At 32.2% G+C, this 21,579-nt stretch carries 22 protein-coding genes and 4 tRNA genes; 16 read left to right on the top strand and 10 right to left on the bottom strand.

The features are described 5' to 3' along the window. Positions 1–109 precede the first annotated feature (109 nt). On the top strand, positions 110–415 hold the full coding sequence (locus tag LBD57_RS03435) for an HD-GYP domain-containing protein (protein ID WP_373469939.1): 306 nt from the start codon (positions 110–112) through the stop codon (positions 413–415). Continuing rightward, positions 349–717: an HD-GYP domain-containing protein gene (locus tag LBD57_RS03430; RefSeq protein WP_373469938.1), complete on the top strand. Its 369-nt coding sequence runs from the start codon at positions 349–351 to the stop codon at positions 715–717. The genes LBD57_RS03435 and LBD57_RS03430 overlap by 67 nt, the downstream gene beginning before the upstream one ends. Positions 718–875: 158 nt before the next feature. Here the strand turns inward: LBD57_RS03430 and queD are convergent, their stop codons facing one another. The 9 genes from queD to ilvD all read right to left on the bottom strand — a co-directional run bounded on the left by queD (position 876) and on the right by ilvD (position 10,271). After that, on the bottom strand, positions 876–1,244 hold the full coding sequence (queD, locus tag LBD57_RS03425) for a 6-carboxytetrahydropterin synthase QueD (protein WP_373469937.1): 369 nt from the start codon (positions 1,242–1,244) through the stop codon (positions 876–878). Positions 1,245–1,247: 3 nt separating this feature from the next. Beyond that, complete coding sequence (gene murI / locus LBD57_RS03420) at positions 1,248–2,069, bottom strand: glutamate racemase (RefSeq protein ID WP_373469936.1); 822 nt, start codon at positions 2,067–2,069, stop codon at positions 1,248–1,250. Beyond that, the gene (locus tag LBD57_RS03415; protein ID WP_373469935.1) at positions 2,035–3,759 is read right to left on the bottom strand and encodes an N-acetylmuramoyl-L-alanine amidase; all 1,725 of its coding nucleotides are present in this window, start codon (positions 3,757–3,759) and stop codon (positions 2,035–2,037) included. Before LBD57_RS03415 ends, murI begins: the two co-directional genes overlap by 35 nt. After that, positions 3,756–4,406 carry a ribulose-phosphate 3-epimerase gene (rpe, locus tag LBD57_RS03410; protein WP_373469934.1) on the bottom strand — a complete coding sequence of 217 codons (651 nt, stop codon included), beginning with the start codon at positions 4,404–4,406 and terminating at the stop codon, positions 3,756–3,758. The genes LBD57_RS03415 and rpe overlap by 4 nt, the downstream gene beginning before the upstream one ends. A gap of 30 nt (positions 4,407–4,436) precedes the next feature. Next, entirely contained in the window at positions 4,437–5,171 is a 735-nt protein-coding gene (locus tag LBD57_RS03405; RefSeq protein WP_373469933.1) for a PASTA domain-containing protein, read from the bottom strand. Positions 5,172–5,244: 73 nt separating this feature from the next. Further along, positions 5,245–6,249: a ketol-acid reductoisomerase gene (gene ilvC, locus LBD57_RS03400; protein ID WP_373469932.1), complete on the bottom strand. Its 1,005-nt coding sequence runs from the start codon at positions 6,247–6,249 to the stop codon at positions 5,245–5,247. Positions 6,250–6,275: 26 nt separating this feature from the next. Then, positions 6,276–6,767, bottom strand: coding sequence for an acetolactate synthase small subunit (gene ilvN, locus LBD57_RS03395; protein WP_373469931.1), 492 nt, complete (start codon positions 6,765–6,767; stop codon positions 6,276–6,278). 64 nt (positions 6,768–6,831) lie between these two features. After that, on the bottom strand, positions 6,832–8,568 hold the full coding sequence (gene ilvB / locus LBD57_RS03390) for a biosynthetic-type acetolactate synthase large subunit (protein WP_373469930.1): 1,737 nt from the start codon (positions 8,566–8,568) through the stop codon (positions 6,832–6,834). 53 nt (positions 8,569–8,621) lie between these two features. Beyond that, positions 8,622–10,271, bottom strand: coding sequence for a dihydroxy-acid dehydratase (gene ilvD, locus LBD57_RS03385; RefSeq protein WP_373469929.1), 1,650 nt, complete (start codon positions 10,269–10,271; stop codon positions 8,622–8,624). Between the two features lie 266 nt (positions 10,272–10,537). Between ilvD and LBD57_RS03380 the strand changes: the two genes are divergently transcribed. The 14 genes from LBD57_RS03380 (at position 10,538) to LBD57_RS03315 (ending at position 21,108) form a co-directional block, all read left to right on the top strand. Further along, positions 10,538–10,609, top strand: a tRNA-Asn gene (locus LBD57_RS03380). A gap of 39 nt (positions 10,610–10,648) precedes the next feature. Continuing rightward, on the top strand, positions 10,649–12,112 hold the full coding sequence (gene guaB, locus LBD57_RS03375; protein ID WP_373469928.1) for an IMP dehydrogenase: 1,464 nt from the start codon (positions 10,649–10,651) through the stop codon (positions 12,110–12,112). 264 nt (positions 12,113–12,376) lie between these two features. Next, entirely contained in the window at positions 12,377–13,855 is a 1,479-nt protein-coding gene (locus LBD57_RS03370) for an Npt1/Npt2 family nucleotide transporter (RefSeq protein WP_373469927.1), read from the top strand. A gap of 245 nt (positions 13,856–14,100) precedes the next feature. Then, positions 14,101–15,108, top strand: a complete 1,008-nt coding sequence (gene gap / locus LBD57_RS03365) for a type I glyceraldehyde-3-phosphate dehydrogenase (protein WP_373469926.1) — start codon at positions 14,101–14,103, stop codon at positions 15,106–15,108. 136 nt (positions 15,109–15,244) lie between these two features. Then, on the top strand, positions 15,245–16,495 hold the full coding sequence (gene pgk / locus LBD57_RS03360) for a phosphoglycerate kinase (protein WP_373469925.1): 1,251 nt from the start codon (positions 15,245–15,247) through the stop codon (positions 16,493–16,495). Between the two features lie 237 nt (positions 16,496–16,732). Continuing rightward, positions 16,733–17,059 carry a preprotein translocase subunit SecG gene (gene secG / locus LBD57_RS03355; protein ID WP_373469924.1) on the top strand — a complete coding sequence of 109 codons (327 nt, stop codon included), beginning with the start codon at positions 16,733–16,735 and terminating at the stop codon, positions 17,057–17,059. A 5-nt stretch (positions 17,060–17,064) separates the two neighbouring features. Next, positions 17,065–17,146, top strand: a tRNA-Leu gene (locus tag LBD57_RS03350). Between the two features lie 20 nt (positions 17,147–17,166). After that, positions 17,167–17,238, top strand: a tRNA-Gly gene (locus LBD57_RS03345). Positions 17,239–17,435: 197 nt separating this feature from the next. Next, positions 17,436–18,770 (top strand): ribosome biogenesis GTPase Der, encoded by a 1,335-nt coding sequence (gene der, locus LBD57_RS03340; RefSeq protein WP_373469923.1) that lies wholly within the window; start codon positions 17,436–17,438, stop codon positions 18,768–18,770. After that, complete coding sequence (gene plsY / locus LBD57_RS03335; RefSeq protein WP_373469922.1) at positions 18,761–19,360, top strand: glycerol-3-phosphate 1-O-acyltransferase PlsY; 600 nt, start codon at positions 18,761–18,763, stop codon at positions 19,358–19,360. The genes der and plsY overlap by 10 nt, the downstream gene beginning before the upstream one ends. A 1-nt stretch (position 19,361) precedes the next feature. Continuing rightward, positions 19,362–20,357 carry an NAD(P)H-dependent glycerol-3-phosphate dehydrogenase gene (locus LBD57_RS03330; protein ID WP_373469921.1) on the top strand — a complete coding sequence of 332 codons (996 nt, stop codon included), beginning with the start codon at positions 19,362–19,364 and terminating at the stop codon, positions 20,355–20,357. Between the two features lie 13 nt (positions 20,358–20,370). Further along, positions 20,371–20,634, top strand: coding sequence for an HU family DNA-binding protein (locus LBD57_RS03325; RefSeq protein WP_373469920.1), 264 nt, complete (start codon positions 20,371–20,373; stop codon positions 20,632–20,634). A 13-nt stretch (positions 20,635–20,647) separates the two neighbouring features. Beyond that, positions 20,648–21,010, top strand: a complete 363-nt coding sequence (locus LBD57_RS03320) for a MerR family transcriptional regulator (protein WP_373469919.1) — start codon at positions 20,648–20,650, stop codon at positions 21,008–21,010. A gap of 24 nt (positions 21,011–21,034) precedes the next feature. Then, a tRNA-Pro gene (locus tag LBD57_RS03315) sits at positions 21,035–21,108 on the top strand. A gap of 82 nt (positions 21,109–21,190) precedes the next feature. Here the strand turns inward: LBD57_RS03315 and LBD57_RS03310 are convergent. Beyond that, positions 21,191–21,394, bottom strand: coding sequence for a hypothetical protein (locus tag LBD57_RS03310; RefSeq protein WP_373469918.1), 204 nt, complete (start codon positions 21,392–21,394; stop codon positions 21,191–21,193). Between the last annotated feature and the right edge of the window lie 185 nt (positions 21,395–21,579).

The following is a 21,579-nucleotide window of genomic DNA, read 5'->3' as shown; positions in this document are numbered from 1 at the left end:
TTCTTCTTTTTTAGAAAAAACAAAAATTAGATGTTTTTATATAAAACTAACTCTTTGGGTTACCCCATTCCTCCTTTTTATGAATAAATTCTTCCTTTTTTTCCTTAAAATGGGCAAGGCAGGTACTATTTATAACTCATACATTGAAATTGTACAAACTTTAGATAGAATAATAGATGTGAAAGATTCTTATACTTTTAGTCATGCTACAAGAGCAAGACAATATGCGAAATTAATAGCCAAAAAGATGGAGTTAGAAAAAGATATTGTAAGACGAATAGAGTATGCTTCATTGATGCACGATATAGGGAAAGTGGGTATATCTGAGTCTATTTTAAAAAAAGACTATTGTTTGACAGAGCAGGAAAAAGATGTTATGAAAGTGCATCCTATTATAGGTTACAATATAATATAGGTTACAATATAATAGTTCACATACATTTTTTATCTGAAATTGCTCCTTTAATTTTATACCACCAAGAATGGTATAATGGTCAAGGTTATCCAGAGGGTTTAAAAGGTGAAGAAATTCCTCTTGGCTCAAGAATAACTTCTCTTATAAACGCTTATGATGCTATGACGTCTGACAGACCATATAGGAAATCTTTAGGTAAAGAGGCAGCAGTAGAAGAACTTATCAGAGGTTCTGGAACTCAGTTTGATCCAAGAGTTGTTGATGTTTTTGTATACATTTTAACCACAGCTGAGAGTACTTAAGGAACTAGATTAATGTAAATAAAGATGATCTAAAACTGGTCTCGCCTAAGGGACTGACTAAAAGTCATATAATCTTAGTAGGCCATCTTGTCTTGAATTGTCAAAACACACACGGTAATTATACGCATTAGGATTTTCAGAGAAATCCTTGTATGGTTTTATATATTTACTGTTGCGCAAGAGGACTCGCTCTCCCATATTTGTACTTGGCATGCTTTAGCATTTTCTGTTTCTATAGACTTTAGCTGTTCTAAAATAAATGATGCTAAGTTTTCTGCAGTTGGATTAATTTTATTAAAAGGTTCTATTTCGTTTAGAAATTTATGATCTAAATATAAAATAATTTTATCTAGATATTTTTTTATATCTGTAAAATCTATCAACATTCCAGTATTGTCTAATTTGGTTCCGCAAAAAGTTGCTATTATTTTCCAATTATGGCCGTGCAAATTTTCACATTTGCCCTTATATTCTCTAAGACAATGAGCAGCAGAAAAATTTTTTGTAACTGACAGCTTATAATTCATTTTTTACTCCAAATCAATTTTTTTAATATTTATTATTTTTTTGCCTAAAAAACGGCATCCTATTTTTTTAAATTTTATAGGATTATCACTAACATAAAATTTAAGGTTAGACTCGTTGTTATTTGCCAATAAGTTTTTTTGTATTAAAATATTTTTGACTTCCTGCGATATTGCTTGTGCAGAATCTATAATGGTAATATTTTTTTTAATATTTCTTTTTATTATTTTTTTTAAAAGAGGATAATGAGTGCAACCTAAAACAAGGGTATCAATTTTTTTATTCAAGAGAGGACGTATATATTTTTGTACAATAGCATTTGTAAAATCACAGTTAATCAATCCTTCCTCTACAATTGGGACAAATAAAGGGCAAGCTTGTTGGTACACTTTTATTTGTGCGAGTTTTTTTATCTCTTTAATATAAGAATTGCTGTTTATTGTACCTTCAGTACCTATGACACCAATTTTTTTATTTTTGGATGTAAGTATTGCAATTTTTGCCCCGGGTTTTATAACTCCTACTATTGGAATTTTAAATTTTTTTTGCAAAATAGGCAGAGTAAATGCTGTTGCAGTATTGCATGCTATAACAATTAATTTAACTTTTTGTCTAATTAAAAAGGATGCTATTTCTTTTGAAAATTTTGCGACTACATTTTGTGATTTAGAACCATAGGGTACGTGCGCAGTATCTCCAAAATATATTAGATTCTCATAAGGTAAAACCTTATGTATTTCTGACATTACTGTAAGTCCACCAAAACCAGAGTCAAAAATACCTATAGGATTATTATTTGTTATTTTCTTCTTTTGCTTTTTTTGCATAATATTTAACAATTCCTTCGTATATTGAATCTGCTACTGCAGTGCGAAACCTTTTTGTATTTAACTTTGCTTCTTCTGAGTAGTTGCTTAAAAAAGCGCTTTCTACAAGCACTGCTGGCATTTGAGCACCTCTTAAAACATAAAAGCTTGCTTGTTTTATGCCTCTATTTGGTATTTTAAGTCTTACCGGCATTTTATCTACTATAAATGCGCTAAGCTCTGATGAAGCATTCATGTATTCATTAGCTGTCATAGACCATAGCATTTCTTGTAATAGTGCACGTTTTTTGTTTTGTTTGTCTTCTAGTTCCAAAACTGAATTTTCTAAAACTGCGGTAGCCGCAGCTTCAGAATCTGTTGCTTTTTCAGACAAAAAGTAAATTTCAAATCCGTTTGCGTTTTTATTCAAATTTGCGTTACAATGTATGGATATAAACAAATCTGCATTGTGTTCATTTGCGATATTTGTTCTTTCTGCAAGAGGGATAAAAGTATCATCTTTTCTTGTGAGAACTAGTTCATAATCCTTGTCATTGTCAAAAACAGATTTCAATTCTTGGACGATTGCAAGATTTATGTCTTTCTCTTTTGTACCGTTTGCGCCTATTGCTCCAGGATCTTCACCTCCATGCCCAGCATCTAAAACTATAATCTTTTTACGCTTAACAGTTTTTTTAGGATAGATCGTTGGCATTGTTTGAGTGTCGTCAACTATATTAAAACTATCGTCTGCAATAGTATCTTGCGTAAATTTTGATACGGCAATTGCGTCTAAGTCCTTGTTGTCTGTACTATTTTCATTTATAGATATAATTTGTGCCTGTTCGTAAATGGCAGTAGAAGCTATATCGTTTTGTTGTGGTGGCTCATCTTCATCCAACTCCTGATATTGTATTTCTTTAAAAACATCTTCATCAAATATTTTTATTGGTTTAGAATGAATTAGGCCTATTAATATTCTATTAGGTCTAACTAACTTTTCTACTTTAAAAGATTTTACTACTTGCTGTAGATTTAGCTTCACAATTGCAGATTTTCCATAAGGATAATATTGAATATCTTTAATTATTCCATTATTTATTTCCATTGAATCTCTTTGTATTTTACCTTTTAAAATAGTTAAAGTTATGCTTTGTGATGTTTTTGTTACCGTATAAGGTAAAGGTTCATCTAAGTGTACAGTAATTTCAGAGCTTTCTTCTTTAGAGAAAAATCTCACTGCTGATATATTTGATTTATGTGTTATAGTAAGTACCAAAGAAGAAGGGTTCCATTGTGTTGTAGTTTCTGCAATTTGGGCGAATTCATTGGAAGTAAGAATTTCAGGAGGTATATAGATATTACCTTTTATAAGCCTAGATGGCAGGGACATTCTTTTTTTCTTCCGTCCAAATATTACAATTGTACTATTTGTTTTAATATCTATTTTTCTATTATTCAGGATCATTGTAATCTGAGAACTTACAGGCTTCCATTCTAAGGTTGCCTTATATATTTTAGCTACTTCTTTTATAGAAAAATATTTTGTTTGGTCAGATATTTTATATACATTAATACCACTGATTATCTGGTCATCCATAATTACGTTTACACTTTCATTTGGAAGTGTATCTTTTTGTTGGGCAAATATTGTTTTGTTGGAACCAAATATAATAAAAAACAAAAGTGATAAAAGAAATAGTTTTCTCATAGAGTCAGAGATTCTATAGATTTTTTCAAATTTGTTGAAGAGAATATATAACTTCCACTAACTAAAACATCTGCTCCTGCATTAACACAAACTATAGCTGTTTGATTATTTATTCCTCCATCAACTTCCACAAGACAATTATATTTATATTTATTAATAATACTTTTTAAATCTTTTATTTTACCAATCATGTCATCCATAAAAGACTGTCCGCCAAAGCCTGGTTCAACTGTCATAACTAGAACTAAATCTAAATAAGGTAACAAATCTTCTATTTCTGATATGTTTGTTTTTGGCTTTATTGATATACCAGCTTTAATATTATAAGTTTTTATGTCTTGTATTAACTTCTTTTTGTTGATGTCAACTTCATTGTGAAAAGTTATTAAATTTGCTCCTGATTTTTTAAAATCTTGGTAATATTTTTGAGGTTCACTAATCATAAGATGTACATCAAAAAAGAGGTTTGTGATTTTTCTAATAGATTTAACAATGTCAGGTCCTATTGTAATATTAGGGACAAAGTGTCCATCCATTACATCTATATGTAACCAATCGGCTCCAGCATTTTCTACCATTTGGATGTCTTTTTCTAAATTTGCAAAATTTGCAGAAAGAATAGAAGGTGCTACAAGAATTTTTTTCATATGTTTACTCACCAAATTAATTCATATTTATCATTGCAAGTTAATTTCATTTGTAGATATTGTCAAAGTGACATATCTAGCGTCACTTATATTTGTGTCTGGTTGAGGATATTGATTTATAATAGTATTATTTTCAATACCTTCATTATTTTCTGTTTTTATATCCAAATTAACATCATTTGCAGATGCCCAAATTTTGGCTTCTTCTATATTTAGATTTACAAAATTTGGCATAAGTATTGTTCCTTCTGGAGGGAGGCCTTCAGAAACAATTATATTTACTACAGAATCTTTATCTACTTTTTGACCTGCCTTTATATCTTGAGAGATAACATAATCTTTTTCCATTACTGCTGAAAATTTTCTTTCGACTTCTCCCATAACAAGGGTTGAGCGTTTCAAAGTAATATCGGCAGAACGTATAGTCTGTCCAACAAGATTTGGCACGTAAACAATTTCTCCGCCTTGACTTATTGTTACTTTAATTATTTTCCCTTCTCTTACTAGTATACCAGCTTGAGGATTTTGTCTTAAAATTATTCCAGAAGGTACATTTTGATTTGCCTCTTCACCATCTTTTATTAAACCAAACCCTATTTTTGAAAGCTCATCTAAAGAATCATACAGACTTTTTCCAATAAGGAGAGGTACTTCTAGTTCTTTTTTACTATGAATTAGAGAATTCATTATCATGTTAAAAGAGAAATAAATTGAAGTTCCAATAATTACTATAGTAATAAGTATTTTAATAATTTTTTTTGACAAATCTTACTCCTGTTTTGTTTTTATACATTTATTTTTAAACTTTCTAGAAAAATGGGCTGATGTTAGAGTATTATTAAAATTGTTTTTTTGACCAAGCCATTTTTGAACGTAATCTATCACCTATTGTTTCAATAGTTCTTTGACTGATTTCTTTTCTTTCTTTATTAAAAAAAGGTCTACCATTTTGATTTTCTTTAAGCCAATTATCAGCAAATTTTCCTGATTGAATATCATCTAAAATTTTTTTCATTTCTATTCTTGTTTGATCTGTTATTATACGCTTTCCTGTCACATATTCACCATATTCTGCGGTATCAGAAATCGAGTTATTCATCTTACTAAAACCACCTTCAAAAATTAAGTCTACAATTAGCTTAACTTCATGACAGCATTCAAAGTATGCGATTTCTGGTTGATAACCAGCAGCGACAAGTGTTTCAAAACCAGAATTTATGAGCTCTACAAGCCCTCCGCATAAAACTGCTTGCTCTCCAAAAAGATCAGTCTCAGCTTCTTCTTTAAATGTAGTTTCTAAAACACCTCCTCTACTTCCTCCGATACCTTTAGCATAAGCAAGAGCTAATTCTTTTGCTTTACCACTAACATTTTGATCTACTGCTATTAGGCAAGGAACACCTCTTTGTTCTTCATATTGTCTTCTTACTAAGCGCCCAGGTCCTTTAGGAGCAATCATGATTACATCTAAATGTTCTTGAGGGATGATTTGTTTAAATCGTATATTAAAACCATGAGAAAAACTTAGTATAGTACCTTTTTTTATGTTAGGCTTTATATCTTCTTCCCAAACCTTTTTTTGTACTTCGTCCGGAAGTAAAATTTGTACCCAGTCTGCTTGTTTTACTGCCTCTTTAACACTAAGAGGATTCCATCCATCTTCAATAGCTTTTTTATAATTGGCTCCACCAGGCCTTTGGGCTACTATAACATTTAATCCAGAATCTTTTAAATTTAAAGCATGTGCATGCCCTTGGCTACCGTATCCTAAAATCGCTATAGTTTTATTTTTCAAAAGATTTAAATCTGCATCTTTTTCATAATACATTTTTACTTCTGCCATTTTGTGTCTCCTTTAGAATTCTATAATTATTTTGTCTTATTAGCGTGTTCTTTGTTTAAAGCTATAATGCCAGTAGAGCATATATCCTTTATACCATAAGGTAACATCATTTTTATAAAAGTGTTTATTTTATCTTCTTCAGCTGTTATTTCTATTGTTATATAGTCTAAAGACATGTCTATAATTCTGGCATTAAAAAGACCAACAAGCTTAATAATTTCTTCTCGTAAAGATCTAGGAGTATTTATTTTTATAAGAACTAATTCTCGTTCTATATAACCTTTATCTTTAAAATTTATAACTTTTATAACGTCAACTAGTTTGTTTAATTGTTTTGTAACTTGTTCCAATATTGAAGCATCTCCTTTAACTACAATGGTCATTTGAGATATTGTAGGATCATTTGTTTCATTTACTGATAGAGAATTTATGTTAAACCCACGTGCTGCAAAAAGAGTTGCAATTCTTGCAAGAACGCCAAATTTATTTTCAACTAGAACTGAAACTATGTGTCGCATTCTACCCCCATTTACTAAATTATACAAAATACTTGATGTATAATTTGAAACGATACAAAATTAATTATCCATTCATTCTTGTGATAATTTCATCAAGAGATGCTCCATTTGGTACCATTGGGAAAATATTTTCCTCTATTTCAATCCACATATCTAAAACCACTGAGCTCTTTTCTTTTAACATTTTTATTAAAGCTGGTTTGACATCTTTTTTACGTGTTACACGCATCCCTAAAACTCCATAACTATTAGCCCATTTCACAAAATCTGGCACATAAACTGGACACAAACTTCTGCTCGGTTTATTGCACCACTCGGGGCAATTTTTACGTTTTGCAAGACAACAGTGAGAGTATCTTTTATTATAAAACATCTCTTGCCATTGTCTTACATTTCCCAAATATTGATTGTTTAATATAACGACTTTAACACTTATGTTGTTTAAAACTGCTACAGCCATTTCTTGCATATTCATTTGAAAAGAGCCGTCTCCAGCTATAACTATAACTTCTTTGTTGATATTGCCAAATTTTGCTCCTATAGCGGCCGGGTATCCAAAACCCATAGTGCCAAGCCCTCCAGAACTTAAAAATAGCCTAGATTTTTTAGGTTTATAATATTGTGCAGCCCACATTTGATGTTGTCCAACTTCTGTAGTTATAATAGCTTCGCCCTTTGTAAGTTCTGAAATTTTTTCTATTACATATTGTGGATGTAGTTTATTATCATTTTTTTCATAAGTTAAAGGGTGTTCTTGTTGCCATAATTCAATTGTTTTTATCCAATTCTTTCTTTTTTTTGTTTTTATTAGGCTTAACATTTCTTTTAAGACAATTTTAGCGTCTCCCACAACTGGAATATCCACATTGACAATTTTGGATATTGCCGTAGGATCTATATCTATATGTATTATTTTTGCACTTTTTGCAAAATCACACACTTTACCTGTACATCTGTCATCAAATCTTGCTCCAACTGCTATAATAACATCTGCGGTTTGCACTGCTTTATTTGCGCAGAAAGTGCCGTGCATGCCAAGCATCCCTAAATTTAAATTCGTATTGTTTGAGTAAGCACCAACAGCAAGTAGAGTGTTTGTAACAGGTATATCAGATTTTTTTGATAATTCTAAGATTTCTTTTTCAGCTTTTGAAATTACTACTCCAGCGCCAATATAAAGTACAGGTTTCGTGCTACTATTTATAATTTCTGCAGCTTTTTTTATTTGACCTGGATGTCCATTGCAAGTAGGTTTATATGAGCATAGATGTACTTTTTCTGGGTAAACAAAACTACATGTATCTTTTTGAATGTTTATTGGAATATCAACTAAAACTGGGCCAGGTTTTCCAGTTGTTGCTATATAAAAAGCTTCTTTTATAGTTTTTGCTAAATCTTTTACATTTTTAACTAAAAAATTATGTTTTGTTACAGGACGTGTTATACCTATTGTATCAGCTTCTTGAAAAGAATCTTGTCCTATTACTCTTGTAGAAACTTGACCTGTAATTGCAATTATTGGCACAGAGTCCATATAAGCTGTTGCAAGTCCAGTAACTATATTTGTAGCTCCAGGTCCTGATGTTACTATACATACTCCGGGCTTTCCTGTAGAACGTGCATAACCGTCTGCCATATGTGAAGCTGCTTGCTCATGTCTAGTTAGTATAAAGTTAAAATTTGATTTATATATTGCATCAAATATTGGGAGTGCTTGTCCTCCAGGTATACCAAATACCACCTCAACATTTTCTTTTAATAAACATTCAATTAAAATTTGAGACCCGGTTTTTTTCTCCATTTTTACCCCACAACAGCAAAAGACCTCTATTGAAAACTTTAGTAGCACACATGCTATTTTAATATAGCACCCGTATCTGCAGAGTGTACAAGCTTTGCATAGCGTGCCAAATATCCAGACTTAATTTTAGGTTCAGGCTTTATTACTTTGGCAAGTCTTGCTTTTATTTTTTCATCACTTAATTCAACATTTAAAGTTCTTTCAGGTATGTTTATATTTATAATATCACCTTCGTTTATTGCTGCTATTTGTCCTCCCAATGCTGCTTCAGGTGAGATATGCCCTATGCAAGGTCCTCTGGTTCCTCCTGAAAATCGTCCATCAGTAAGCAGTGCTACAGAATCACTTAATCCCATTCCATGTAATGTACTTGTCGGTCCTAACATTTCTCTCATGCCAGGTCCTCCTGCAGGTCCTTCATACCTTATAACGACAACATCTCCCGGAATAATTTTTTTATCAAGGATTGCTTTCATAGCGTCATCTTCGCAATTAAACACTCTAGCTCTGCCTTTAAATATTTTCATGTTTTCATTTACTGCTGCTTGCTTTACAACACAGCCATTTGGTGCTATATTACCTTTTAAAATTGCAATGCTACCTTCTTTTTTGTATGGATTTTTTGCTCTTATAATGTTTTCATCTAAAATTTTTGAAGATTTTGCTATTTCAATTATAGTTGGTCCAGTAACTGTTTTAGAGTTTCTTAAATTTTTTTGGATGGCAGATAAGACTGCAGGTATTCCACCAGCATTATCCAAATCTTCCATATAATGGTCCCCCGCGGGTTCTAAAGAAGCTATCTGAGGAGTTTTTTTAGAAATAGTGTCGAATAACTCTAGTGGAATCTTTATGCCAACTTCGTTTGCTATAGCTGGAAGATGTAAAACTGTATTTGTAGAGCCTCCTAAAGCCATATCTACGCAAATAGCATTTTTAAAAGCGTTTATAGTTAAAATATCACGAGGTTTTACATTTTTTCTTATAAGTTCAACAATTTTTAAGCCTGACTCATAAGCTATTCTTTTTTTCTTTGCGCTAACCGCAAGCGCTGTTGCACACTCTTTTAAAGACATCCCCATGCTTTCAGTTAAACATGACATGGTGTTAGCTGTATACATTCCTTGGCATGCTCCAACACCTGGACAAGCTGACATTTCAAGTTCTGAAAGCTGCTGTTTTGTAATTTGTCCTGCTTGGTATTGCCCAACAGCTTCAAAAGTATCTCTGACCATAGATCGTTTTTTTTTATCGTACATACCTGTTAACATAGCACCTGCAGTTACAACGATAGAGGGAATATTTAATCTTGCAGCTGCCATGAGCATACCAGGCGTGATTTTATCGCAATTTGATAATAGTACAAGTCCATCTAACATATGTGCATTTGCTATCGTTTCAATTAAATCTGCAATTATTTCTCTTGAACCTAAAGAATAATGCATTCCACTGTGTCCCATAGCAATTCCATCGCACACTGCAGGTGCTCCAAAAATGAAAGGAACTCCACCACCTGCAGCTATCCCTCTTTCTATATATCTTTCCAAGTCGCGCATTGATGCATGCCCTGGAACTAAATCTGAGAATGAGGAAGCAATACCTATAAACGGCTTACTTATATCTTTTGGACTTATACCAGTAGAATATAATAAAGATCTATTTGGCGCTCTTAAAACGCCTTTTTTTATCTGATTGCTTCTCATGAAGACTCCGTTGTTTATTTTTTGTATAATAATTGTACAAAACTTTATCTACTATAAACAATCAAACGATCAAAAAAATTTAATAAATAATATTAAATATCATATTATCTATAAAGTTAGAGTGTTTTTTGTCTTATCAATATCATTGAATATTTTAAGAACAGGTAATCATGATAGTTCCAGTATAACAAGTTCTACATACACTTGCACTTGAAATTTTTTTAGAAATAAGTATAATAATAAACATCATTTAAATAGAATTTGATTCCGACGTAGCTCAATGGTGGAGCAATCGGCTGTTAACCGATCGGTTGCTGGTTCGAGTCCAGCCGTCGGAGTTTTTATTAAATTAATATATTATTAAGTATGGGGATAAAATGGATACAAAATTTTCAAAAGAAGCTTTAACTTTTGATGATGTTTTGTTGATCCCAAGACATTCACAAGTGCTTCCCAAAGATGTTAAGCTAGATACAAATTTAACTAAGAAAATTAAATTAAATATTCCTCTGATGAGCGCTGGCATGGATACTGTTACAGAGTCAAAAATGGCTATAGCTATTGCCAGAGAGGGAGGAATAGGTATAATACACAAAAATATGTCTATAGAAGCCCAGTCTTTAGAGGTAGATACAGTTAAGAGAAGTGACAATGGAGTTATATATGATCCATTTTCTTTAAAAAAAGACAATACTTTAGGTGAAGCAAAAACTTTAGCTGCAAGGTACAGAATTTCAGGGGCTCCTATTGTAAATGATACTGGCAAGCTTATTGGTATTATTACAAATAGGGATATGCGTTTTGAGAGTGATGAAACAAAAAAAATTGAAGATATAATGACGAAAGACAATCTTATAACTGCAAAAGTTGGTACTTCTATACAAGAAGCAAAAGAGATACTGCAAAGTAAAAAAATAGAGAAACTTCCCTTAGTAGATGAAAATTATGTTTTGAAAGGTCTTATTACAATTAAAGATATAGAAAAAGCTATACGTTATCCAAATTCAGCAAAAGATGAAAAGGGAAGGCTTCTTGTTGGTGCAGCTGTAGGGATTACTAAAGATTTTTTAATAAGAGCAAAAGCTCTAATTGATGCAAATGTAGATGTTTTAGTTATAGATACAGCTCATGGGCATAGTCAGGGGGTGCTAGATGCTATAGAAAAAGTTAAGAGTACTTTTCCAAATGTTCAATTAATAGCAGGTAATATTGCAACTCCTGAAGCCGCAGAAGTATTAATTAAAGCAGGTGTTGATGCAATTAAAGTTGGTATAGGACCTGGAGCGATCTGTACAACAAGAGTTGTTACAGGTATAGGTGTACCGCAAATTACTGCAATTTATGATTGCTATAAAGTAGCTAAAGAATATGGTGTTCCAGTTATTGGAGATGGTGGAATTAAATACTCTGGAGATATACCTAAGGCAATTGCAGCAGGTGCAAATGTGTGTATGATGGGGTCTCTACTTGCTGGAACAAAAGAGAGTCCTGGTGAAGATATAATTTATAATGGTCGTGCATTTAAATCTTACAGGGGTATGGGGTCTTCATCTGCTATGGCAGCTGGTAGCAGTGACAGATATTTTCAGGAAAATACGAAAAAATTAGTAGCAGAAGGTGTAGAAGGCCGTGTGCCTTACAGAGGTTCTGTTAGTGATGTTGTTTATCAATTAATGGGTGGTTTAAGAGCTGCGATGGGATATTGTGGGGTTGCTAGTGTACAGGAACTTAAAGAAAAAGGAAAATTTGTAAAAATAACTTCTGCAGGTCTTGTTGAAAGCCATCCTCATGATATATTTATAACAAAAGAAGAAAATAACTATTCTAGTAATAAATGTTAATCTATTTAGGACTTTAATTGTAGATACAAGTATATCTTAAATTAGCTTGTATAGATTATTCAATTTATACATTTCAAAAATTATTTTTTTAGTTAGCTTGAAAATTCGCAAATTTTTTACAAGAAGAACCTTTATTGTTCTCAAAATAATGTTATAATTTTAATGATTATATAAGTAAGTAGGAGTAGATTCTTTATTATTTAATAAATTTATTATTCTAAGAAAGTTACAGTATTGTACTGTATTTAATACTATGGAGGGAAAATGAATGCAGTAGAACAGCAACTTACAGGTTGGCGAGCTGTATTGTGGCCAATACATAAGTTTGAAACAAAAAAGTTTTTACCGATGGCGTTTATGTTTTTTTGTATTTTGTTTAATTATAGTATGTTAAGATCTATAAAAGATTCCTTGGTAGTTACATCTCTTGGAGCAGAAGTAATTCCTACAATAAAATTGTGGTTTGTATTACCTTCTGCGATGTTATTTATGCTAGTTTATTCTAAGCTGGTAAATATTTTTAAAAAAGATACAGTTTTTTATATCATAACGCTTTTCTTTGTAACATATTTTGCTTTATTTATGACAGTTTTATATCCATTTCATCAATATCTACAGTTTGATGTTTCGAATGTTTCTATTCCTTTGATAGGTGGATTGTTAAAACCTATCGGTTCTTGGGTGTTTTCTTCATTTTATGTAATGGCAGAGTTGTGGGGAAGCGCAATGATTGGATTAATGTTTTGGCGTTTTGCTAATGATGTAACTTCCATTAAAGAATCAAAACGTTTTTATGCAATGTTTGGTTTTATTGCAAATGGAGCCTTGATAGCAACTGGTCTTGTTTTAAAAAGTTTAAACAGCAGTGAAGCACATTCTAGTAGCACTAGTTGGAACGCATTGCCTTATTTGATGATGGTTATAGTAATATCTGGTCTTTGCGTAGTTGCTTTATATTATCGTTTAAATAACTACATCTTAAAAGACCCTCTCTACTACAATCCTAATGAAATAAAGAAACCTAAAAAGAAAGAAAAATTGTCACTGACTGAAAGCTTTAAGTATATTTTAAAATCAAAATATTTGGGATATATTGCGCTTTTGGTAATTTGCTATGGGATAAGCATAAACTTGGTAGAAGTTGTGTGGAAAGGGCAAGCAAGCTTGTTATATCCTACAAAAGCTGCGTATGGTGCGTTTATGGGAAACCTTCAACTTCTTACAGGAATCTGTACAATTATATGCATGCTAATAGGTACAAATATATTACGTAGATGTTCTTGGCTTACAGGTGCATTAATGACTCCAATTATGATTATTTTAACAGGTCTCATTTTCTTCGGCTTTATTATATTTAAGGATTCTCTTTCAGCTCCTCTTGCAGGTTTGGGGCTTACAGTTTTAGGAGTTATAGTTGGAGTTGGTTTAGTTCAAAATTTCTTATCCAAAGGTATAAAGTATTCGCTTTTTGATCCGACTAAAGAAATGAGTTATATACCTCTAGACGATGAATTAAAATCTAAGGGGAAAGCTGTTGTTGATGTTATTGGTGGTCGTGCTGGTAAATCTGGCGGATCTTTAATTTTGTATGTGTTGCTAAATATAATATTTGCAGGGTCATCTCTTCTATCGCTTGCAGGAGTAGTAGCAAGTGTGTTTATTGTAATAGTTTTATTTTGGATTACTGCTGTTTTTGGGTTGAATAAACAATTTTTACAACTTACATCATCCTCAAACAACTAAAACTAATTAAAAATATAATTTTCATACAAGCTCTTTGAATTGAATTTCAAAGAGCTTGTTTTTTTTGTATGTCCCCATATTACCTGACTTGACCGCTTTAACGAAAAAAAGGGAAAAGCACTCATAAAAAAGGAGGAATGGGGTAACCCAAAAGGTCAAGTCAGGTAATATAAGTTTTTGTTTGACTAAGATATTGTAATTTTATAATATATTCTAAATGAGAATAAATCTCCAGGAGGAATAATATGACAGCTAAAGTAGGCATTAATGGTTTTGGTCGTATTGGGCGTTTAGTTTTTCGTGCTGCTCAAAATAGGAAAGATATTCAGGTTGTAGCTATTAATGATTTGATAAGTGTAGATTATATGGCCTATATGTTAAAGTACGATACTATGCATGGTCAATTTAAAGGGACAATTGAAGTTAAAGATGGCAACTTGGTTGTTAATGGGAATACTATTCGTGTTACAGCTGAAAAAAATCCAGCTGATTTAAAATGGTCAGATGTTGGCGCAGAATATGTAGTAGAATCGACAGGACTTTTTCTCAGCAAAGAGAAAGCTCAAGCTCATATGGATGCTGGCGCAAAGTATGTTGTGTTATCTGCTCCTTCCAAAGATGATACTCCTATGTTTGTTTGTGGTGTAAATCTTGACTCATACAAAAAAGGCACTCAAATAGTATCAAATGCATCTTGTACAACAAATTGTTTAGCTCCTCTTGCTAAGGTTTTACATGATCACTTTGGAATACTTGATGGACTTATGACTACCGTTCACGCTACAACAGCTACACAAAAGACGGTAGATGGCCTTTCTGCTAAAGACTGGAGAGGTGGTAGAGCAGCTTCAGGAAATATTATACCTTCTTCTACAGGCGCAGCAAAAGCAGTGGGAAAGGTAATTCCAGAATTAAATGGAAAGTTGACTGGTATGTCGTTTCGTGTTCCTACGCTAGATGTTTCTGTTGTTGATTTAACAGTAAACTTAGCAAAACCAGCTTCTTATGAAGAGATCAAATCTGTTATGAAGTCTGAGTCTGAGGGAAATCTAAAAGGTATTTTGGGTTATACAGAAGATGACGTTGTTTCTTCAGACTTTTTAGGTGATGTTCGTACGTCAATTTTTGATGCAAAAGCAGGAATTGCTTTAACAGATAAATTTGTTAAAGTTGTTTCTTGGTACGATAATGAGTGGGGGTATTCAAATAAAACTTTAGATCTTATTGCGTATATGAAAAAAGTAAACGGTTAAGGATATTTATAATTAGGAGTTCTATGACGTTTATTAACAATATTATAGAAATAGCAAATAGAAAAATAATAAACAAAACTGCACTTGCACACATTATATGCATGCAAGTGCAGTTTTGTTCTTTGGAGTATAGATTATGAAAAAAGTGCTTAAAGATATTAATGTAAAAGGTAAAAAAGTTTTAGTTAGAGTTGATTATAATGTTCCCTTAGATGCAAGTCTTAATATAACAAATGATAAAAGAATAGTTGCAACCATTCCTACAATTGAATATTTATTAGAACAAAATGCCGCAATAATTCTTATATCTCATTTAGGAAGACCAAAAGGTAAATTTGTTCCTGAAATGAGTTTGAAACCAGTCGCAGTGCGTTTAAACGAGCTTTTAGGTAAACCTATCAAATTTATTGGAGGAGATTGTATAAGTGAGGAATCTAAGAAAGCAGCGGCTAATTTAAAGCCAGGAGAAATTTTATTGCTTGAAAATCTAAGATTCCATCCTGAAGAAGAAGGGAAAGATGTTGCTGGAGACAAAGATAAAGTTGCAATGGAAGAATTTGCAAAACAAATTGCTTCAATGGGTGACGTTTTTGTTCAGGATGCTTTTGGTACAGTACACAGGGCTCATGCTTCAACATCTGCAGTAGTTAAATACGTTAAAGATGCTGCTGCAGGCTTGCTTTTGGAAAAAGAACTTAAATTTTTAGGAGAAACTTTAGAAAGTCCACAAAGGCCATTTTTGGCAATTCTTGGAGGTGCAAAAGTTTCTGATAAAATAGGTGTTATAGAGAATCTTTTAAATAAAATTGATGCTATTATAATTGCTGGCGCGATGGCCTACACTTTTTTAAGATCTCAAGGTGTAAGTACTGGAACATCTCTTGTTGAAAATGATAAATTAGATTTAGCTTCAGAATTTATTAAGAAAGCAAAAGAAAGAAAAGTAGACTTTTTGCTTCCAGTAGACCACATAATTGTAAACAAAGTTGATTTTACAAATAAACAAGTTCCGCAAGATGCTCAAGTTGAAGAGACAATAGATGAGGCAATTCCTGATGGATTTATGGGAGTAGATATCGGTCCTAAATCAGTGGAAAAATTTGCAGAAACTATTAAGTCTTCAAAAACTATTCTTTGGAATGGTCCTCTTGGGGTTTTTGAGATAGATAAATTTTCTAAAGGTACAATTACTCTTGCTGATTTAGTTGCTCAGGCAACTGATAATGGGGCTATATCTGTTGTTGGTGGTGGGGACTCTATTTCTGCTGTAAAGAAAGCAGGAGTTGATAAAAGAATAAGTCACATTTCTACAGGAGGAGGAGCCTCGTTGGAATTTTTAGAGGGAAAAGAATTGCCAGGTATTGCTGCTCTTCCGGACAAAAAGTAAAAACATGAAATGTCTAAGCGTATAAATGCTGTGATTTTTTTCAAAGCGAGGTAAAAACATAGGGCTTGCCTAAGTGATAAATACAAGTTTTTTAATGCAGCAGAGTCTAAAAATGTATATTAAAGGCTTTAGAGAGTCTCTATAGTCTACATTTCCAAAATAGGCGAAACGTAACAAAAATATAGCGCTGCTGTATATATTGACACGTCGGAAAAATTGTTGTATAATTGAAAAATAATGAATAATACAGTAAATATACTATTTTTTACATTAAAATTTGTACATTATTGCGTATGTGCTGGATTAATTTCTGTTGTTCTTTTGCAGGCCGGTAAAAGCGGTGGTATGGCAGGTGTTTTTGGTAGTGGTGGTTCTGACCAGATTTTTAATGCGCCATCAGGTGTAGCGTTTATAAAGAAGTTGACAATAGTTATGGCTTGTATATTTTTGTTTACTTCTTTAATGCTTACAAAGCTTTCTACCAATATAGGTATGATGTCTGTAGTTAAACAGCTTTCCAATGTTCCTGTAAGCGTTCCAGTAAAGCCTGTTGGTAATAAATAGCACATGCTGGGGTGGCGGAACTGGCATACGCGCACGTTTGAGGGGCGTGTCCTTAACCGGATGCGGGTTCAAATCCCGCCCTCAGCATTTTTATTTAGGTTTATTTTGCGGGTGTAGTTCAGTGGTAGAACGTCTCGTTGCCAACGAGAAGGTCGTGGGTTCAAGTCCCATCGCCCGCTTTTATTTAGATTTAAAAGTCAGTCAATAAGACTGGCTTTTTTTGTTGTCAATATGTTAATAATATTATAAAATTTCATATAAATAATATTATTTTTCTAAGAATAAAAATACTCATCTTCTTAGTCGCAACATCTATGAAATTGTGTAGTAGATATTTTTAGATTGTTTAAATAAGCAGGTAAAGGATTTATTTAAAATGTTAACAAAAGTTGTTATAGTTGGTAGACCTAATGTAGGTAAAAGTGCACTTTTTAATAGACTTGTTGGCAAAAAAAAGGCAATCATACATTCTATGCCTGGTACTACTAGGGATAGAAATGATTATGAAATTTCTTGGAAAGACAAAAAACTTATTATTACAGATACTGCTGGTTGGAGTACAGATAATTCTGTATTTTCCTATGAAATGTCTTCTCAACTTAATGTTGCTTTAGAGAAAGCAGATATTATTTTATTTATTGTTGATGCTAAAACAGGTATACATCCAATAGATAAGCAAATTGCTCAACAAGTAAGGCTTAGCCATAAAACAACTATTTTGGTTGTAAATAAAATAGATACTCAAGCTGAAGAAATAAAAGGTTATGAATTTTATTCTTTAGGTTTTGATGATGTCGTTTTTGTGTCAGCAAGTCATGGTCGTAATTCTGGTGATTTACTAGATAGAATTTGGGATAATATCAAATATGATAGAAAAACAAAGAAAGTAGAAAACTTTTTAAAAATAATTCTTGTAGGTAAACCTAATGTAGGAAAATCTTCTTTTGTAAATGCTATAAGTAAAGAAGAGCGTAGTATTGTGCACAATGCGCCTGGCACTACAAGAGATTCTTTATCTACACATGTAAAAGTTAATAATAAAGACTATATTATTATAGATACAGCAGGACTTCATAGAGGCAGCAAGATGAAAGACGACATGGGATATCTGTCATCGTTAAGTACAAGCTATGCTATTGATGATGCCGATGTTGCTGTTTTGGTTGCAGATGCTAATCAAGGTATAGGAGATACGGAAGTTAAAATAGCAAGATTACTGTGTGAAAAAAACAAGCCTGTTATTGTTGCTGTAAATAAATGGGACCTTATAGCAGACAAAGAAGAGGCTGTCAAATGTTTTACGGATCAGTTAAGAGAAAGAATAAAATTTATGAATTGGGCAAACATTATTTTTGTATCTGCAAAAACAGGGCAAAGGTTAGATAGAGTGTTTCATGAAGCAGAGCTTGTTTTTGAACAATACTCAAAAGAATTAGTGCAACAAGAATTTAACGATACTATACGAGATGCAACCACTAGAAAACCGTATGTAAGCAAGGGGAAAACTTTAAAACTTAAAGAATATGCTCAAGTTGCAACAAAACCTCCTGTTTTTGTGTTTTCTGTAAATGATGTAAAGCTTGTACACTTTTCTTATCAAAGATATTTGGAAAACTGTTTAAGAACGAAGTTTGGACTTATGGGGACCCCTATAGTTTTAAAATTCAGAAAATATTATAGAAAAGAAAATGGAGTATTAAAATGTTATTAGCAATTATTTATATAATTTGTGCTTATTTATGTGGCTCAATAAATTTTGCTTATATTATTACCAAGATGGTAGTTAATGTAGATATACGTAAAGTAGGATCCAACAATCCTGGTACTACTAATGTTTTAAGGATTGCAGGTACATGGCCTGCTATTTTTACGCTTATTTTAGATGCATTTAAAGGTTTTATAGTCGTATTTTTTGCTATATATATTAGCGATTCTTTTTCATATAGCGTAATGGTATGTTTTGCAGTCCTGTTAGGGCACATGTTTCCGATTTTTTTTAGTTTTAAGGGTGGTAAGGGAGTTGCTACTGGGCTGGGTGTGTTTTTAGCTCTTATGCCTATGCCTACTGTAATAGCTTTTAGTATTTTTATATTGGTGTTTTTATGTTTTAGTTACATATCTTTGTCTTCAATATGTGCAGCTTTAAGTCTACCTATTGGTTCATACTTTTGTGGATACTCTTTAGAGGCTATAATATTTTCTTTTGCAATAGCAATGTTAATTATTTATAAACATAAATCTAATTTAAAAAGACTTAAAGAGGGAAAAGAAAATAAATCTGTGTTGTTTAAGAGGAAATAACATGAAAATTACTGTTTTAGGTGCTGGATCTTGGGGAGCGACACTTGCAATGCTTTTATCTGATAATGGACATGATGTTACTATTTGGGAGATTGATGCTAAAAGAGCAAAAGATTTAAACGATAGGAAATTAAAACCTTTTGAAGCAGGCAGCTTATTGCCTGAAGGCATAAAGGTCACAAATACTTTTGAAAAATTTAATAGTAGTGATGTTGTTTTATTTGTTATTCCTTCAGACTATATGAGATCAACTTGTAACTTACTTAAAAGTAATGGAGTTTGTTTACAAGATAAACTCATAGTAAGTGCTACAAAAGGGATAGAGAATAAAACTTTACTTAGAATGTCTGAAGTTATAGAGTCTGTTTTTAGTGGAGTTTACAATAACATAGCAGTACTTTCTGGTCCAAGTCATGCTGAAGAAGTTTGTAGAAAAATACCTACAGCTGTTACATCTGCATCTACAAATTTTGAAGTATCTGAAAAATGTAGAGCTTTATTTATGAACAACTTTTTTAGGGTCTATACTCAAACTGATATTATAGGTGTTGAAGTTGGAGCAGCGTTAAAGAATGTTTTTGCTATAGCTTCTGGTATAATAGATGGCTTAAATTATGGAGACAATACTAAAGCAGCTATAGTGTCAAGAGGTTTAAAAGAGTCAGCAAAGGTTGGTGTTGCTTTGGGTGGCAAAGAAGAAACTTTTTTTGGTCTATCAGGTGCTGGAGATTTAATTGTAACATGTTTTTCTAAACATTCAAGAAACCGTGCTGTTGGGGAAGCTATTGGGTCAGGGAAAACCTTATGTGCTGCTCAAAATAGCATTAATAATATGGTGGCAGAAGGTGTAAAAAATGCAGTTAGTGCTTATGAAATAGGCAAGAAATTAAATTTGGAACTTCCAATAATAAATGAAGTTTATAAAGTTTTATTTGAATGTAAAAATCCTCTCACTGCTGTAAATGATTTGATGATGAGAGTTCCAAAACAAGAATGACGGAGAATTTATTATGACAAAAAATGATATAGCTTGCTCATTATCTAAAATATTAAGTTCAAAAAAAGAAGCAGATATTGTTGTAAATAAAGTATTTGAAGAAATGTCAATTGCTATAAAAAACGGTGAAAAAGTTATTATAACTGGTTTTGGAAGTTTTAATATGTTTGAAACAAAAACTAAAAATGGTAGAAATCCAAAAACAGGCCAAAAACTTCTTATATCTCCCATGAAAAAGATTAGGTTTAAACAATCAAAAGACTTTTTCCAAGATTAAAAGAGGTGTTTTAATGTTTCAAAATAAGCTTGTACCAGAAAAAGAAAAATTTACTATAAGTGAAGTTGCACGTTTAACATTGGTGCCTAAACATACTTTAAGGTATTGGGAAGATGAAGTTAAAATTTTGCGACCTATACGAAACAGTAATGGGAAAAGGATTTATTGTAAAGAAGATATAGAAACAGTTTTTAAGATAAAAAATTTATTGTATAATGAACGCTATACAATAGAGGGTGTTAAGAAATATTTTATAAGAAATAAAAAAAATAAAAATAATGAAAATATTTCTCAAGACCATATGCCAGATTCTAAGTTTTTGCAAGATATTAAAAATGAATTAAATCATATTTTAAAGTTGTTGAGAGATATTTAATAGATTTGAATTTTGTTCTTTAGTCGGGGCGTGGCGCAGTTGGCTAGCGCACTCCCTTGGGGTGGGAGAGGTCGCTGGTTCAAGTCCAGTCGCCCCGATTTTAATAAACAAACAACGATACCTAGTATCCTCGACGGTATGGATCCAATACAAAGAAAAAATTGATGCAAAACGACGGTTTTAAATCTCCCAAACAGGAGTTATTACTACGTTTTGATTTGGTATTGATATAGCTCGTTCATATAAACAAACTATCGCTCCTGTTCCTATGGTTTTTTTTAATACGGATAATGTATTAAAATTCTTACTATCAGATTGATTTGGATTTGCCGTTTTTTTAACTTCTATAGGATATAAGGTCATATTTTTCAATGATAAAATCATTTCTTTTTGGTCGGTATCGCGGTAGAAAAATATATTTGGATTTTCGCCATTGTGCCAATATGATTTTAACACCTGCCTTAAGGATTAGTGTAAGCCCTAGATAGTTGAGAACAGTGTTTCCTTCGGGGAAAAAATTCAATCATACTTCCTTGCCAATGCTTCAGCTACTTTTCGCATATTCGGCG

The organism is Candidatus Endomicrobiellum cubanum (assembly GCF_031278955.1).
Lineage (GTDB): Bacteria > Elusimicrobiota > Endomicrobiia > Endomicrobiales > Endomicrobiaceae > Endomicrobiellum > Endomicrobiellum cubanum.
Note: the sequence above shows the minus strand (reverse complement) of the source record. Positions and strands in the feature narration are given on the sequence as shown.

Bases quoted from the DNA above. Each gene is read 5' to 3' on its own strand.
- guaB (WP_373469928.1), top strand. From the start codon at position 10,649: ATGGATACAAAATTTTCAAAAGAAGCTTTAACTTTTGATGATGTTTTG.
- ilvB (WP_373469930.1), bottom strand. From the start codon at position 8,568: ATGGAGAAAAAAACCGGGTCTCAAATTTTAATTGAATGTTTATTAAAA.
- LBD57_RS03325 (WP_373469920.1), top strand. From the start codon at position 20,371: ATGACAAAAAATGATATAGCTTGCTCATTATCTAAAATATTAAGTTCA.
- der (WP_373469923.1), top strand. From the start codon at position 17,436: ATGTTAACAAAAGTTGTTATAGTTGGTAGACCTAATGTAGGTAAAAGT.
- LBD57_RS03370 (WP_373469927.1), top strand. From the start codon at position 12,377: ATGAATGCAGTAGAACAGCAACTTACAGGTTGGCGAGCTGTATTGTGG.
- ilvC (WP_373469932.1), bottom strand. From the start codon at position 6,249: ATGGCAGAAGTAAAAATGTATTATGAAAAAGATGCAGATTTAAATCTT.
- pgk (WP_373469925.1), top strand. From the start codon at position 15,245: ATGAAAAAAGTGCTTAAAGATATTAATGTAAAAGGTAAAAAAGTTTTA.
- LBD57_RS03435 (WP_373469939.1), top strand. From the start codon at position 110: ATGGGCAAGGCAGGTACTATTTATAACTCATACATTGAAATTGTACAA.
- gap (WP_373469926.1), top strand. From the start codon at position 14,101: ATGACAGCTAAAGTAGGCATTAATGGTTTTGGTCGTATTGGGCGTTTA.
- LBD57_RS03320 (WP_373469919.1), top strand. From the start codon at position 20,648: ATGTTTCAAAATAAGCTTGTACCAGAAAAAGAAAAATTTACTATAAGT.
- LBD57_RS03310 (WP_373469918.1), bottom strand. From the start codon at position 21,394: ATGATTTTATCATTGAAAAATATGACCTTATATCCTATAGAAGTTAAA.
- ilvD (WP_373469929.1), bottom strand. From the start codon at position 10,271: ATGAGAAGCAATCAGATAAAAAAAGGCGTTTTAAGAGCGCCAAATAGA.
- queD (WP_373469937.1), bottom strand. From the start codon at position 1,244: ATGAATTATAAGCTGTCAGTTACAAAAAATTTTTCTGCTGCTCATTGT.
- murI (WP_373469936.1), bottom strand. From the start codon at position 2,069: ATGCAAAAAAAGCAAAAGAAGAAAATAACAAATAATAATCCTATAGGT.
- ilvN (WP_373469931.1), bottom strand. From the start codon at position 6,767: ATGCGACACATAGTTTCAGTTCTAGTTGAAAATAAATTTGGCGTTCTT.
- LBD57_RS03415 (WP_373469935.1), bottom strand. From the start codon at position 3,759: ATGAGAAAACTATTTCTTTTATCACTTTTGTTTTTTATTATATTTGGT.
- secG (WP_373469924.1), top strand. From the start codon at position 16,733: ATGAATAATACAGTAAATATACTATTTTTTACATTAAAATTTGTACAT.
- rpe (WP_373469934.1), bottom strand. From the start codon at position 4,406: ATGAAAAAAATTCTTGTAGCACCTTCTATTCTTTCTGCAAATTTTGCA.
- plsY (WP_373469922.1), top strand. From the start codon at position 18,761: ATGTTATTAGCAATTATTTATATAATTTGTGCTTATTTATGTGGCTCA.
- LBD57_RS03330 (WP_373469921.1), top strand. From the start codon at position 19,362: ATGAAAATTACTGTTTTAGGTGCTGGATCTTGGGGAGCGACACTTGCA.